We start from the raw sequence: 14,666 nt of genomic DNA, 5'->3' as shown, positions 1-14,666 counted from the left end.
CATTTGCCGCCGGGCCGAGTTGCTGTCCACACCTGCCCGCCATACCCTGGCCGGAAAGAAGGGACGCCCCCATGCAGCGAATCAGTGCCGCCACCCTCAAATCCTGGATCTCGGATGGGCAGGAGTTGGCGATCCTCGATGCGCGGGAGGATGGCGAATTCGGCCGCTCCCACCTGTTCTGGGCCAATCCCTGCGGCCTCTCGCGCGCCGAGCTGCGGGCGCGGGCCATCCTGCCGCGCTTCGGCACCCGGATCGCCTGCGTCGATGGCGGGGAAGGTGGCCTGGCCGAGCGGCTGGCCGCTTACCTGGAAGGGATCGGCTGCACCGATGTCGCGGTGCTGGAGGGCGGGACGCCGGCCTGGGCGGCGGCGGGCTATGTCCTCTTCTCCGGCGTGAACGTGCCCTCCAAGGCCTTCGGCGAATGGGTGGAGCACCACTACCACACCCCCTCCATCGACCCGGCCGAGCTGGCGGCGATGCGCGAGTCGGGGCAGGACATGATCATCCTCGACAGCCGGCCGATGGACGAGTTCCGCCGCATGTCGATCCCCGGCGCCATCGACGTGCCGGGCGGCGAGCTGGTCTACCGGATCGGCGAGATCGCCCCGGACCCGAGCACCACCATCGTGGTGAATTGCGCCGGCCGCACCCGCAGCATCATGGGCGCCGAGAGCCTGCGCAGCGCCGGCCTGCCGAACAAGGTGGTGGCGCTGCGCAACGGCACCATGGGCTGGGAATTGGCCGGCTTCGCCTGCGAGACCGGCAAGACCGCCAGCTACCCCGCCGGCACGCCAGGCAGCCTGCCGGTCGCGCTCGACCGCGCCCGGGCCTTCGCCGAGCGGTCGGGAGTGAAGACGATCGACCGGGCGGGGCTTGACCGGCTGCTCGCGGATGGGGGGCGGACCACATACCTCCTCGATGTGCGGGACCCGGCCGAGTATGCGGCGGGGCATCTGGTCGGCAGCCGCAGCGCGCCGGGCGGGCAGCTGGTGCAGGCGACGGACCAGTGGGTCGCGGTGCGCGGCGCGCGGATCGTGCTGGTGGACGACACCGGCGTCAGGGCGCGGATGACCGGCGGCTGGCTGCGCCAGCTCGGCCAATGGGAGGTCTATGTGCTGGAGGACGGGCTCTCCGGCCGGCTGGAGGAGGGCGCCTGGCAGCCCCGCTGCCCGGAGGCCGATGCCCTCCGCCCGGTGACCGTCGCGCCGGCCGAGCTCTCGGCCCTGCTGGCCGAGGGCGGGGCGCAGGTGGTGCAGCTCTCCCGCTCCATCGATTTCCGCGAGGCGCATATCCCCGGCGCGCTCTGGGGTGTCCGCACCCGTCTGGCCCGGCTGGCGCCCCGCCTCCAGGCCGACCGGCCGGTGGTGGTCGCAGGGGCCGAGGAGGCGCTGGCCCGGCTCGCGGTGCCGGAGCTGCAAGGGCTGGTCGCGGCGCCGGTGCGGCTGCTGGCCGGCGGCCTCGGCGCCTGGCGGGCGGCCGGGCTGCCGCTCGCCCGCGACCGCCGCAACCCGGAGGATGCCGATTGCATCGACACCTATCTCCGTCCCTATGACCGGAACGAGGGGGTAGAGGAGGCGATGCGCGAATACCTCTCCTGGGAGATCGACCTGGTGCATGAGGTGGCGCGCGACGGCGATGCCCGCTTCGGGGTGATGTGAGCCTCGCGGCGCGGCTCGGCCGGCTCGGGACCGGGCTGCTGGATGTGCTGCTGCCGCCGCATTGCCTGACCTGCGAGGCGGAGGTGGACCGGCAGGGCGCGCTCTGCGCCACCTGCTTCGGCAGCCTGTCCTTCGTCACCGCCCCGCTCTGCGAGCACTGCGGCGTGCCCTTCCCGCATGCCGGGATCGGGCCCGTCTGCCCATCCTGCGAGGCGCGGCCACCGGCCTTCGGTGCTGCCCGTGCGGCGCTGCGCTACGATGCCGGGGCGCAGCGGCTGATCCTGCCCTTCAAGCATGCCGACCGGACCGAGCTGGCCGGGCCCCTGGCGCGGCAGATGGCCCGCGCCGGCGCCGAGTTGCTGGAACGGGCCGACCTGCTGGCGCCGGTGCCGCTGCATTGGCGGCGGCTGGTGGCGCGGCGCTACAACCAGGCGGCGCTGCTCTCGGCCCGGCTGGCGCGGATCGCCGGGCGGCCGCACGCCCCGGCCCTGCTGCGCCGCTGCCGGCCGACCCCCTCCCTCGGGCATATGGGGGCGGCGGAACGGGCGGCGGCGCTGGAGGGGGCCTTCGCCCTCAGCCGTGGCGCGGCCCGGCGCATCGCCGGGCGGCATGTGCTGCTGGTCGATGACGTCATGACCTCCGGCGCCACCGCCGAGGGCTGCGCCCGGGTGCTGCTGGCGGGCGGCGCCGCATCCGTCTCCGTCCTCGCGGCGGCGCGGGTGCCGGATCCGCGGCTGGAGGGGCGCTAACCGGGCCTTTACTCCTCTGCGCCATGCTGCCGCCGCACCCCCAGGATGGAAGGATGCGGCAGGATGCCCGAGCCCCAGATCGCCCCGAAGACGCCCTTGCGGGAATCCCTCATCGCCATCCCGCCCAAGCCAAGCACCTCCCGCCTAATGACCACACCGCTGCCGGCCCCGGTGCCGCCGCCGGCGCCCGCGCAGGCGATCGAGGTGGGGGATCTGCGCGGCTTCCTAATGGCGCTGGGCCTGGTCTTCGCCCTCACCGCCCTGGTCGGCCTTTCGGTGCTGCCGGCGCTGTGAGCCCGCGCCTCGGCCCGGGCCCTTGACCCGGGCCGGGCGGCTGCCAAGCTCTCCGCCATGGCCCAGGTCCAGATCTACACCATCCTCTTCTGCCCCTATTGCGAGCGCGCCAAGGCGCTGCTCTCGAAGAAAGGCGTGGCGTTCGAGGAGATCGACGCCCCCAGCGGCTCCCAAGCCCGGAAGGACGCCATCGCCCGCTCGGGCGGCCGGTCCACCGTGCCGCAGATCTTCATCAACGGGGAGGCCATCGGCGGCTCGGACGACCTGACCGCGCTGGACCGCGCCGGCAAGCTGGACGCGCTGCTCGCTGCCTGAATCGCCGCCGCAAGGGATTGGCACTCGCAAGGCTTGAGCGCCATCCTTATATGACGGAACGGTTCTAGGCCCCCGGGACGAGCAGGGATGATCCACTACGATCTGCGCTGCGGCGCAGGCCATGCCTTCGACAGCTGGTTCAAGGACAGCGAAGCCTTCGAGAGTCAGGCTCGGGCGGGCTTCGTCGAATGCCCGGTCTGCGGCTCGAAGGATGTCGCGAAGCAGCTGATGGCGCCGGCCATCCCGAAGAAGAGCCGCAGCCGCCCGAAGGCCGAAGTGCCGGCGCCCGCTGTGCCCCCAGCCGAGGCGCCGCCCGCCCAGGCCGTCTCCGGCCCCGTGCCGGCCCAGCTGGTCGCGCTGCTGCAGCGGATGCGGTCCGAGATCGAGAAGAAATGCGACTATGTCGGCCGCGACTTCGCCGAGGAGGCGCGGCGCATCCATCGCGGCGAGAGCGAGCGCGGCGGGATCTATGGCGAGGCCTCCGAGGCGGAGGCCGAGGCCCTGCGCGACGAGGGGATCGAGGTGGCGCGGATTCCCTGGGTACCGCTGGCAGATTGATCGCGGCACCGGTGGCCGCCTGCCGGGCCCTCTGCTAGACCGGCGGGCCATCCGCGAGTGCGCGTTGCATGCTGGTCGTCTTCACCCTCGCCGGACTCCGCTGCGCCATCCGCCATGCCGATGTCCGGGAATTGCTGCCGCTGCCGCGGCTCTGGCGGGCGCCCACACAGCCCGCGCCGGTGGCCGGCTTCCTGAATCTGGCGGGGGAGGCGGTGCCGGTGCTGGACTTGGCCCGCCTGTTCGGCCTCCCTGATGGTGAGGATGACCCGGGCGCCGGCCTCTACCGGCACCTGATTCTGCTGCGCGCCACGCCCGTCGCCCTGCTCGTCACCCGCGTGCAGGACCTGGTGTCCTTCGCGCCGGAGAGGCTGCGCCCGGTCGCGGACAAGGCTACGCTGAATGGCTGCGTCGAAGCCGAGTTCGAGCTGGCCGGCGGCTTCGTCCATCTGATCGCAGTGGACCGCCTGTTGCTGGAGGAGGAACGGCAGGCCCTGCTCGGCCTCCGCGCCGCGGCCGAGGCGCGGCTGGAGGGTTGGAGAGCGCAGCCCGCATGAGTCCCGCCCGATCGGCCGCGGCCTTCGGGCGCCTGAAGCAGGCAGTGATCCGGCGGACCGGGCATTTCTACTACGAGGACAAGGACGCGCTGCTCTGGGAACGGCTGGCGCGCCGCTTCCGGACGACCGGGCTCGATGACAGTGAGGCCTATCTGGCGCGGCTCGCCGACCCGGTGCAGGGCGAGGCCGAATGGGCGGCGCTGGAAGCCGAGATCACCATCGGCGAGACCTTCTTCTTCCGCTACGCCGAGCAATTCGCCGCGCTCCGCCACACCATCCTGCCGGCGATCATCGCCGCCAACCGGGATCAGCGCCGGATCCGCATCTGGAGCGCCGGCTGTGCCACCGGGGCCGAGCCGCATTCCGTCGCCATCCTGCTGCGCCAGCTGCTGGGCGAGGCCATCGGCCAGTGGCGCATCAGCATCATCGGCACGGATATCAACCAGGCCTTCCTCGAGGCCGCACGCCGCGCCGAATACGGCGCCTGGGCCTTACGCTCCATTCCCCCGGCCGAGCGGGCGGAGGATTTCCTGCCGAGCGCTGACGGCAAGCTCTGGCGGCTGCGGCCGAAGCACCGGGCGCTGGTGCGGTTCGATCGGCAGAACCTGCAATCCCTGCTGGATGGCACGGCGCCGCTGACATTCAGCGATTTCGACCTGATCCTGTGCCGGAACGTCCTGATCTATTTCCATCCGGAGACGGTGACGGAGATCGTCCGCGCGCTCGGGCAGCGGCTGGCGCCGGAGGGCTGGATGCTGCTGGGCCATGCCGAGCCCAACCCTGCCTTCACGCAATTCCTGCGGCTGACGGAATTGCCCGGGACGGTCGCCTATCGCCCCCGCTCCGCCACCATCGAGGTGGTCGCGCCGGTCTTCACGCCGCCACCCGTGTCCCCGATGCCGCCCCCGCCGGTGCCGGCCCCGGTGGTGGAGGCCCGGCCCGTCCCGAAACCCGTCGCCCCGCCGCCGGCCCCGGCGCCGCGGCCCGATCCGTCGGAGCTGCTGGCGGAGCTGCGCGCCCTCGCCAATCATGGCGAGCCGGAGCGGGCCGCCACGCTCTGCCGGCAGGGGCTGGCCGCCGAGCCCATGGCGGCGGAGCTGCATTTCTATGCCGGGCTGCTGGCCTGGGGGCGCGGGGACCGGGCGGAGGCCGAAGGAGCCTTCCGCCGGGCGATCTATCTCGATACAGGGTTCGTCATGGCGCATTACCAGCTCGGCCTGCTGCTGCTGAAGGGTGGCGATCCCGCCAAGGCGCATCGCGCCATCGGCAATGCGCTCAGCATCGCCCGCGGCCTGCCCGATGCGGCGCCGCTGCGGGAGGGCGATGGGCTGACGGCCGCCGCCTTCCGCGACCTCGCCCGGCTGCAATTGGCCAGCGGCAGGAGCTGAGGCATGCCGAGCCGCCATCCCGCAGCCGGCCCTAGCGCGGCGCAGGCGGAGCGCATCCTCGATGCCCGCACCGCCCTGCTGGCCGCGCCGCAGCGTGGCGCGCCGGCCCCCCTCGCCACCGCGCAGGTGCTGGCCTGCACCTGCGGCGGCGATACCTACGCGCTCAGCCTCGATGCCATCGCGGAGATCCTGCCCGCCCGGGCCTGCGTGGCCGTCCCCGGCGCCACCGCGCCGGTCATCGGCGTCAGCGGCCTGGCCGGGCGGCTCTGGAGCGTGGTCGATCTCGCCGCAGCGCTTGGCCTCGGGGAAGCGCCGGCGGCGGGTGGCCTGACCGGCCACCTCCTGCGCCTCCGCCACCTGCCGCGCCGCCTGCTGCTGCGGGTGGAGCATGTGGCCGGCGTCGTCGCCGCGAGCCCCGTCGCCGACCGTCCGCACCGGGGGATGGGCGCCGCCGCCGTGACCGGCTATGCGCTGGCCCCGGCCGGCAGCCTGGCCGAATCGGCGGTGCTGCTAGGCCTGCTCGATCCCGGCCTGTTGCTGGGCCCCCTGCTCGATTCCTCCCAGACCGGAGCCTGACCGCGTGTCGATCGGAAATCGTGTGCTGCTGGGCTTCGCCTCCATCATCCTGCTGACGGGCATTCTCGGCTTCTATTCGCTGCAGCAGATGGATGCGGTGCGAACCACCACCGAGACCATCCTCAGCCGCGACATCGCCGCCCTGCGCCAGATCCAGACGGCGCGGGACAACCAGTACCACATGCGGGAAGCGCGGGCGGCCGTGGTGATCCGCAGTCTGACCGGGGGGAACGAGGCTGCCGTCACGCCCCTGATCGCAACCTGGCGCAGCGTGGCGACGCAGACCGAGGCTTCGTTGAACGAGCTGCTGGCCGCGATGCAGCGGCGCGAGGCGGTGGCCCTGTCGCCCGACCGGATGGTCGCCTGGCGTGACGTGGCGCAATCGGTCAACCAGGCCGTGGCGGTGGTCCGGCAGATCATCAGCCAGAGCAACCTGCAATTCCAGGCGGTCCGCACCGGCGATGCCACCGGCATCGTCTCCGCCGGAGAGCCGCTGACGGCGCTGAACGAGGAGTTCGAGCGCGCGATGCAGCAGATGGACCAGGCGCTGGACCGGGCCATCCGCATCGGGCAGGAACGGATCAACAGCTTCTACAATGGCAGCCAGCTCTCGGTGCTGATCCTGCTCGGCGGCGCGCTGCTGCTGGCGATCGTGGCGGTGGTCCTGACCCGGCGTTCGATCACACGGCCGATCGGCGTGTTCATGGACTTCCTGGAAGGCATCGGCCGCGGCGACCTGACCGGCACCGCGCCCAGCAGCGGCCGCGACGAATTCGCCCGGCTCGGCGCCACCCTCAACAGCACGGTGGAAGGGCTACGCCAGCTCGCCAAGCAGAGCCATGCGGCGACCGAGAACCTGAATGCCGCGGCGGCCGAGATCCGCGCCTCCACCCAGCAGCAGGCGGCGAGCGTCGAGGAGCAGCTGGCCGCGGTGCAGGAGACCGCGGCGACGGTGGACGAGATCACCCATGCCGGGGCGCAGGTCGGCAAGCGGGCGCAGGAGGTCATCGCCTCGGCCCAGGCCACGGCGCAGACCTCCGCCGCCGGCGTGCGCGCGGTGGGCGACACCTCCCGCGCCATGGACGCGATCCGCGAGCAGGCCGAGGCGGTGGCCGGCAATATCGTCGCGCTGAGCGAGAAGACCCAGGCGATCGGCGACATCATCAGCACCGTCAACGACATCAGCGAACGCTCGCATCTCCTCGCGCTCAATGCGGCGCTGGAGGCGGCGGCGGCAGGCGAGCATGGCCGCAGCTTCGCCGTGGTGGCGGCCGAGATGAAGACGCTGGCCGACCAGGCGAAGGACGCCACCGGCCAGGTCCGCTCCATCCTCGGCGACATCCAGCGCGGCATCAATTCCTCCGTCATGCTGACCGAGGAGGCGGTGAAGCGCGTGGCGGCCGGCAAGGAGCGCACGGATACGACGCTGGCGACCATCAATGAGATCACCAGCCGGGTGCAGGAAGGCGTGCACACCTTCCAGCAGATCATCGCCTCGACCAACCAGCAGCAGCTGGGGATCGAGCAGGTGATGACCGCCCTGCAGAATATCCGCCAGGCGAGCCAGCAGACCGCGGTCAGCACGCGCCAGCTGGACAGCGCGGCCGGCAACCTGGCCGGGCTCGCGCAGCAGCTCGTCACCTTCGCCGATCGCTACCGGCTCTAGGCCATGTCCGATTTCCGCCAGGAGCTCCTTGCGGTCTTCGCGGCCGAGCTGAAGGAACACCTGGCGGCGATCCGTGCGGTGCTGGAGGGCGCCTCCGCCGGGCAGCGGCCGGAGCTGCGCGACGCCTTCCGCCGGGCCCATACGCTGAAGGGCGCGGGCCGGGCGGTGGACCTGCCCGTGGTCGAGGCGATCGCGCACCGGCTGGAGACACTGTTTGCCGCGGTGGAGGCGGGCGGGCGGGCTCTCGATGGGGCGACGATCGATGCCGTGCAGCGGGCGCTCGATGCCATCGAGGCGCAATCCGCCGCGCCGGGGGATGCGGCCGGGCCGCCAGCGCAGGAGGCCCTTGCCGGCCTCGACCGGCTGCTGGGCGCGCCGGCGGAGGCGCCGCCCCCGCCGCCCGCCCCCGCCGTGGCGCCGGCCGAGCCGCCCCCGGTGGCCGGCGCGCCGGCCGAATATCTCCGCATCACCGCCGGGCAGGTGGACCGCCTCTCCGATGCGGTGCATCTGCTCGCCACCGAGTATGGCCGGCAGGAGACGGTGACGGGCCGGCTGCGCGGCGTCCAGTCCGATGCGCAGGCGCTGGGCCGGCAATGGGAGGAACTGCGGCGCCGGCTCGGGGCGCTGCCCGGCGCCGATGGGCTCGCCTCCGGCCTGGCCGGTTTCGAGCAGGCACTGCGCGCCCTGGAGAGGCGGACCGCCGCCCTGGCGCGCGGCCAGCGCGGGGCGGGCTGGAGCCTCGGCCAGGCGGCGCAGCAGGTGCGGGAGGCAACCGCGCAGCTCTCCCTGGTCCCGGCTTCCGAGGTGCTCGGGCCGCTCGGCCGCATGGCCCGCGACATCGCCCGCGAGGAGGGGCGCGAGGTCACGGTGCGCCTGGAAGGGCTCGAGCTACAGGCCGAGCGGCGGGTGTTGCAGGCACTCAAGGACCCGGTCCTGCACATGCTGCGCAACGCCATCAGCCATGGCGTGGAGCCGCCGGCGGAGCGCGCCGCCCGGGGCAAGCCGCCCCAGGCCGAGGTCGGGCTGCGCCTCGCCCCTTCCGGCGGGCGGCTGGTGGTGACCGTCCATGACGATGGCCGCGGGCCGGACCTGGCCCGGATCGAGGCGGTGGCGGCCAGCCGCGGCCTGCTGGCGCCGCGCCCCCCCGGGGAGCCCCCGCCGCCGTCCGACCAGCTCCTGCGCCTCGTCTTCGAGCCAGGCTTCTCCACCGCCGCGGCGGTGGACCGGCTGTCCGGCCGCGGCATGGGGCTCTCGGTGGTCGCCGAGGCAGCCCGCCGGCTGCGCGGCAGCGCCGTGCTGCGGCCGCGCCGGCCGCATGGGGCGGAGATCGAGATCGCGGTGCCCTTCTCCGCCTCGCTGCAGACCCTGCTGCTGCTGGAGGCGGGCGGCGAGACCCTGGCGCTGCCGGGCCATGGCGTGGACCGACTGATCCGGCTGCGGACCGATGCGCTGGATCAGGTGGAAGGCCAGCCGGTGATACGGATCGCGGGGCGGGGTGGCGACGTTGTGGCCCCCGTCCTCGCCCTGTCTACCCTGTTGGGATTCCATGCCTCTGCGCTTCCGGTTGTTGCCGGCCATGTCCAGCTCGTCCTGCTCCGGCGCGGCAACCGCCATTGCGCCCTCGCGGTGGAGGCCTGCCGCGACGTCCGCACCCTGCCGGTGGGCGATCTCGACACGCCGGGGATGGATGCGGCGCTGGTCGCCGGCGGCACCCTGCTGGATGACGACACGCCCGTGCTGGTGCTGAATCCCGATGGGCTGCTCGACCGCTGGCTGCGCGACGAGAGCCGGCTGGCGGCGAGCGGCGTCGGCCTCGCCGTGCCTGCCACGGCCGCGCCGCCGCAGCGGACCATCCTGGTGGTCGATGATTCCATCACCACCCGCACGCTGGAGCGGAGCATCCTCGAAGCCCAGGGCTACCGCGTGCTGCTGAGCGTGGACGGGGTGGATGCGCTCGGCGTGCTGCGTGGCGCCGGGGCGGCCGTCGATCTGGTGGTGGCGGATGTCGAGATGCCACGGATGGACGGCTTCGCCCTGTTGCAGGCGATGAAGACTGACCCACGGTTGGCGCCGATCCCGGTCATCCTGATGACCTCCCGCGCCGATCCTGCCGATATCCGGCGCGGCCTCGATCTCGGCGCCGGCGCCTATGTGACCAAGCAGAAATTCGACCAGCGCGAGCTGCTGGCGACGATCGGGCAGATGCTGTGAAGGCGCCGGTCCGGGTCATGATCGTCGAGGATTCGGCGGTGGTGCGGCACCTGCTGGCCCATATCGTCGCGCGCGACCCGCGCCTCGCGCTGGTGGCCGCGGTCGGCTCGGCCGAGGAGGCGCTGCAGGAGCTGCCGCGGGTGAAGCCCGATGTCATCTCCATGGATATCCGCCTGCCCGGCATGGACGGGCTCGAGGCGACGCGCCGGATCATGGCGGAGCAGCCGACGCCCATCGTCGTGATCGCCGACAGCGTCGAGGACGACTCGCTCCGCATCTCGATGAACGCGCTGCGGGCTGGGGCCCTGTCGGTGGTGGAGAAGCCGGTGGGCGTGGCGACCGCCGGCTATGATGCGCTGGCGGACCATATCTGCACCCAGCTCTTCATCATGAGCGATGTGCCGCTGATCCGCCGCCGCGATATCGGCACCCGCCTGTCGCCGCGGCCGCCGGGCCCGCCGCTCGCCCTGCCGGACCGGCCGGCGCTGATCGGCATCGCGGCCTCGACCGGCGGGCCGCAGGCCCTGGCGAAGCTGCTCGGCGCGCTGCCGGCGGATTTCCCGGTGCCGATCCTTCTGGTCCAGCATATGGGCGCCGCCTTCATGGAAGGCTTCGCCGCCTGGCTCGACGGGGTGGTGCCGCCGAAGGTCGCGCTGGCCCAGGAAGGCGAGGTACCGCAGCCGGGGCGGGTCCATGTGGCGCCGGGGGACCAGCATCTCCGCATCGGCCCGGACCGGACCTTGCGACTGACGCGCGACCCGCCCGTGGGCGGGCAGCGCCCGGCGGCCACGGCCATGTTCCATTCCATCGCCGAGGTCTATGGTTCCAGCGGTTCCGGGATCATACTGACCGGAATGGGTGAGGACGGCGCCCGCGGCCTGGTTGCGCTGCGCCGGCAAGGGGGATTGACCATCACGGAGGATGAGAGCACGGCCGTGGTCTTCGGCATGCCGGCCGCGGCGGTGCGCCTGGGTGGGTCCAGCCTGTCCCTGCCCCTGCCGCTGATCGCGCCGCGCGTGCTGCGCCTGGTGCAGGGCGGGAGACCCGCGGGATGAGCGCCACCACCGAGCCCGCCGCGCGGATCCTGGTCGTAGAGGATTCCGACACCCAGGCGCTGCAGGTCCGCCGGCTGCTGGAAGGCGGCGGCTTCGAGGTGGCGCGCGCGGCCAGCGCCGAGGCCGCGCTCGAGGCCCTGAACGGCGCGCTGCCCGACCTGATCATCGCCGACTACCACCTGCCGGGGATGAATGGCGACGAGCTGTCGCGCCAGGTGAAGCTGAACACCCGCACCCGCCGCGTGCCGGTGCTGATGCTGACCGAGGGGCGCGAGCAGGGGCTGGAGCGGCAGGGGCTGGAAAGCGGCGCCGATGCCTATGTGCCGAAATCGGCCGGGCTGGACCTGCTGCTGCTGCGGGTCCGCGCCCTGCTGCGTGGCCGGCCCGCCCCGGCGGGGGAGGCAGCCGGGGAGGCCGGCGCATTCACCGCCCTGCGCCGGGCCCGGCTGCTGGTGGTGGATGACAGCGCGACCTCCCGGCTCTGGCTTGCCCGGCTGCTGTCCGACAGTGGCTATGCGGTGGAGATGGCGGCCGGGCCGGCGGAGGCGCTTGCCGCCATCGGCGGCAGCGAGGCCGCCTGGGATTGCGTGCTGGTGCGGGTGATGGGCGCCGGCTTCGACGGCTTCGAGCTCTGCCGCCGCCTGGCCGCGCTGCGCAGCGGTACCGGCCCCTCGGGCGGCGAGGCGCCCTTCTTCCAGATCGCGGCGATCGGCGGCGACGACCCGCCGCCCCGCGCGCTGCTGGCCGAGGCCTTCGAGGCTGGGGCGGACGACCTGCTGCCCGCCACGGCCGGCGCCGATGTGCTCGGCGTGCGCATCCGCGCCATCGCCCGGCGCAAGCTGCTGCAGGACGAGAACCGCCGCCTGGAGGCGGAGACGCGGCAGCACGCCCTGGAGGTCGCCCGGGCCCGGGCGGAAGCCGCGGCGGCGGCGGCCAGGGCCTCGCTCGCCGAGGCGCTGGCCCAGGCCAATGCCGAGCTGGCGGCGAAGAACCGCCAGATCGTTGAGGCGCAGGCGCAGCTGGTGCAGGCCGCCAAGCTGGCCTCGCTCGGCGAACTGGTTGCCGGCATCGCACATGAGATCAACAACCCGCTCGCCTTCATTCTGGCGCATCAGGGCACGGCGGAGCGCCTGCTCGGCCGGCTGGAGCCGGCGGTGCAGGACCGGCCCGAGGCCGCGGCGACGCTCGGCAAGTGCCGCGAGCGCATCCGCTCGACCACACTCGGCCTGCAGCGCATCCAGGATCTCGTGCTCAAGCTCCGCCGCTTCTCCCGCCTCGATGATGGCGGCTTCCAGGATGTGGATGTGCCGGAAGCGGTGGAGACGGTCCTCACGCTGCTCGGCAACAAGATCGGCGACCGGATCACCGTGACGCGGGACTATCGCGCCGGGCGGCTGCTGCACTGCTCGCCCGCGCTGCTGAACCAAGTGGTCATGAACATCATCGGCAATTCCCTGGATGCCATCGAGGGCGCCGGCACGATCGCGATCGCGACGCGCAGCGATGCCGACCGCTACGTCATCGAGATCGCCGATTCCGGGCCGGGCGTGCCGGCGGAGCTGCGCGAGCGGGTCTTCGAGCCCTTCTTCACCACCAAGCCGGTCGGCGCCGGAACCGGCCTCGGCCTGTCCATCGCCTATAGCGTCGTCCGCAGCCATGAGGGGACGATCGCAGTGGACCAGGCGCCGCTGGGCGGCGCGCGCTTCACCATTGCCGTGCCGTTGCGCCGGCCGCAGGAGAGTACGGCGGCATGAGCGGCATGGCCCCGGAGAAGGTCCTGGTCGTCGATGACGAGCCGGAGATCCTGATCGCGCTGGAGGATCTCCTCGAAGAGGACCATGTCGTGCTCGCCGCCCATTCGCCGGCGGAAGCGCTCGAGCTGTTGCGCAGCGACCCGCATATCGCGGTGATCATCTCCGACCAGCGCATGCCGGGAATGAACGGCGATGCCTTCCTGGCCGAGGCGCGCCGCGTCTCGGCCGCGGAGGCGCTGCTGCTGACCGGCTATGCCGATCTGGAGGCGGTGGTCCGGGCCATCAATAATGGCCGCATCGCCGGCTATTCGCCGAAGCCCTGGGACCCGGCGGCGCTGCGCGGCATGGTCGCCGGCGCGCGGGAGCGCTATCGCCTCGCCCGCGCGCTGGAGACCGAGCAGCGCCTGCTGCGCGGGCTGCTGGAGCATTCGCAGGACGCGCTGTCCTTCAAAGACCGTGACGGCCGTTTCATCCGGCTGAACGCGGTGAAGGCCGCCTCGCTCGGGGTGGATGTCGCCGCCTGCCTCGGCCGGCGCGAGGAGGAATTCCTGGCCGCGGATGGGGCGGCGGCGCTGGCGGCGGCGGATGAGGCGGCGCGGCGCGAGGGCCAGCCCGGCGTCACCAGTATCGAACGGGGCGGCGACGGCCCCGAGAGCCGGCATTTCGAGGTCAGCCGCATCCCGATCCCCGGGCGCGACGGCCGCATCGAATGGCTTGCCACCATCGAGCGCGAGGTGACCGAGGCGCGCCGGCTGGAGGCGCGGCTGCGCCAAGCCGACAAGATGCAGGCGCTGGGGACGCTGGCGGGCGGCGTCGCGCATGATTTCAACAACCTGCTGACGGCCATCATCGGCAGCCTGCGCATCGCGACCCAGCCGGGCATCGATCCCGCGCGCTCGGCCCGGCTGCTCGGCGTGGCGCTGGCGGCGGCGGAGCGCGGCGCATCGCTGACGCAGCGGCTGCTGAGCTTCAGCCGGCAGCGCAGCCTGATGCTCCGCCCGACCAGCATCAACCAGCTGCTGGCCGGCATGGGCGACCTTCTGGCCCGCAGCCTCGGCGGCGGCGTGCAACTGGAACAGCAGCTCGATCCCGATCTCTGGCCGGCCAAGATCGATCCGGACCAGCTCGAGCTCGTCGTCCTCAACCTTTGCGTGAATGCTCGGGATGCGATGGGCGGCGGCGGCACCGTCGTGATCGCCACCCGCAACCTGCGGATCGCGGCCGGGGAGGATCCGGAGCTCCCCGCCGGGGATTACGTGGTGGTCTCGGTCCGGGACACCGGCTCCGGCATTCCGCCGGAGGTGCTGAGCCGGGTCTTCGAACCTTTCTTCACCACCAAGGAGGTCGGCTCGGGCACCGGGCTCGGCCTGTCCATGGCGCATGGCATGGCGCAGCAATCGGGGGGGGCGATCCGCATTGCCTCCCGATTGGGGGAGGGGACCACGGTCGAGCTGACCCTGCCGCGGTCCAGCCCGGCCGATGCGCCGGCACCGGAGGCCGAGTCCGGCACGGTGCCGCATGCGGACCACCCGGTGCGCATCCTCGTCGCCGATGACGAGGCCGATGTGCGCGAGGTCACCAGCGCCATCCTGCGCGAAATGGGCCATGAGACGATCGAGGCCGGCGATGCCGACAGCGCCCTGCGGCTGCTGGCCAGCGAACCCGTCGAGCTGCTGATCACCGATTTCGCCATGCCGCGGGTCAGCGGGGTCGAGCTCGCCCATCATGCCCGCGGCCTTCGGCCGAGCGTGCCGGTACTGCTGATGACCGGCTATGCCGATCTGGACAAGGTGCCGCGGGACCTGCCGGTGATCCGCAAGCCGTTCCAGCCGGCCGAACTGGCGCGGCTGGTGGCGGAGCTGTGTGCGCCGGCCTAGGGCGGCGCCCC

General features: G+C 72.8%; 13 protein-coding genes. All 13 read left to right on the top strand.

Annotated elements, in window-relative coordinates; all coding sequences use genetic code 11:
• Positions 1-71 precede the first annotated feature (71 nt).
• The 13 genes from JMJ55_RS10350 (at position 72) to JMJ55_RS10290 (ending at position 14,655) form a co-directional block, all read left to right on the top strand.
• Entirely contained in the window at positions 72-1,658 is a 1,587-nt protein-coding gene (locus JMJ55_RS10350) for a rhodanese-like domain-containing protein (protein WP_202825453.1), read from the top strand.
• On the top strand, positions 1,655-2,407 hold the full coding sequence (locus JMJ55_RS10345) for a double zinc ribbon domain-containing protein (RefSeq protein WP_202825452.1): 753 nt from the start codon (positions 1,655-1,657) through the stop codon (positions 2,405-2,407). Before JMJ55_RS10350 ends, JMJ55_RS10345 begins: the two co-directional genes overlap by 4 nt.
• Positions 2,408-2,470: 63 nt before the next feature.
• Complete coding sequence (locus JMJ55_RS10340) at positions 2,471-2,701, top strand: hypothetical protein (protein ID WP_202825451.1); 231 nt, start codon at positions 2,471-2,473, stop codon at positions 2,699-2,701.
• 57 nt (positions 2,702-2,758) lie between these two features.
• Positions 2,759-3,016: a glutaredoxin 3 gene (gene grxC, locus JMJ55_RS10335; RefSeq protein WP_202825450.1), complete on the top strand. Its 258-nt coding sequence runs from the start codon at positions 2,759-2,761 to the stop codon at positions 3,014-3,016.
• A gap of 87 nt (positions 3,017-3,103) precedes the next feature.
• Positions 3,104-3,574 carry a DUF1178 family protein gene (locus tag JMJ55_RS10330; protein ID WP_202825449.1) on the top strand — a complete coding sequence of 157 codons (471 nt, stop codon included), beginning with the start codon at positions 3,104-3,106 and terminating at the stop codon, positions 3,572-3,574.
• 68 nt (positions 3,575-3,642) lie between these two features.
• Complete coding sequence (locus tag JMJ55_RS10325) at positions 3,643-4,128, top strand: chemotaxis protein CheW (protein ID WP_202825448.1); 486 nt, start codon at positions 3,643-3,645, stop codon at positions 4,126-4,128.
• On the top strand, positions 4,125-5,516 hold the full coding sequence (locus JMJ55_RS10320) for a CheR family methyltransferase (RefSeq protein WP_202825447.1): 1,392 nt from the start codon (positions 4,125-4,127) through the stop codon (positions 5,514-5,516). Before JMJ55_RS10325 ends, JMJ55_RS10320 begins: the two co-directional genes overlap by 4 nt.
• A 3-nt stretch (positions 5,517-5,519) precedes the next feature.
• Entirely contained in the window at positions 5,520-6,092 is a 573-nt protein-coding gene (locus tag JMJ55_RS10315) for a chemotaxis protein CheW (RefSeq protein ID WP_202825446.1), read from the top strand.
• 4 nt (positions 6,093-6,096) lie between these two features.
• On the top strand, positions 6,097-7,758 hold the full coding sequence (locus JMJ55_RS10310; RefSeq protein WP_202825445.1) for a methyl-accepting chemotaxis protein: 1,662 nt from the start codon (positions 6,097-6,099) through the stop codon (positions 7,756-7,758).
• A gap of 3 nt (positions 7,759-7,761) precedes the next feature.
• Positions 7,762-9,969: a hybrid sensor histidine kinase/response regulator gene (locus tag JMJ55_RS10305; RefSeq protein ID WP_202825444.1), complete on the top strand. Its 2,208-nt coding sequence runs from the start codon at positions 7,762-7,764 to the stop codon at positions 9,967-9,969.
• Entirely contained in the window at positions 9,966-11,024 is a 1,059-nt protein-coding gene (gene cheB / locus JMJ55_RS10300; RefSeq protein ID WP_456237071.1) for a chemotaxis-specific protein-glutamate methyltransferase CheB, read from the top strand. The genes JMJ55_RS10305 and cheB overlap by 4 nt, the downstream gene beginning before the upstream one ends.
• The gene (locus JMJ55_RS31570) at positions 11,021-12,778 is read left to right on the top strand and encodes a response regulator (RefSeq protein WP_202825443.1); all 1,758 of its coding nucleotides are present in this window, start codon (positions 11,021-11,023) and stop codon (positions 12,776-12,778) included. The genes cheB and JMJ55_RS31570 overlap by 4 nt, the downstream gene beginning before the upstream one ends.
• Positions 12,775-14,655, top strand: a complete 1,881-nt coding sequence (locus JMJ55_RS10290) for a response regulator (protein ID WP_202825442.1) — start codon at positions 12,775-12,777, stop codon at positions 14,653-14,655. The genes JMJ55_RS31570 and JMJ55_RS10290 overlap by 4 nt, the downstream gene beginning before the upstream one ends.
• Positions 14,656-14,666 lie beyond the last annotated feature (11 nt).

This window comes from Belnapia mucosa (assembly GCF_016775475.1).
Taxonomy (GTDB): domain Bacteria; phylum Pseudomonadota; class Alphaproteobacteria; order Acetobacterales; family Acetobacteraceae; genus Belnapia; species Belnapia mucosa.
Note: the sequence above shows the minus strand (reverse complement) of the source record. Positions and strands in the feature narration are given on the sequence as shown.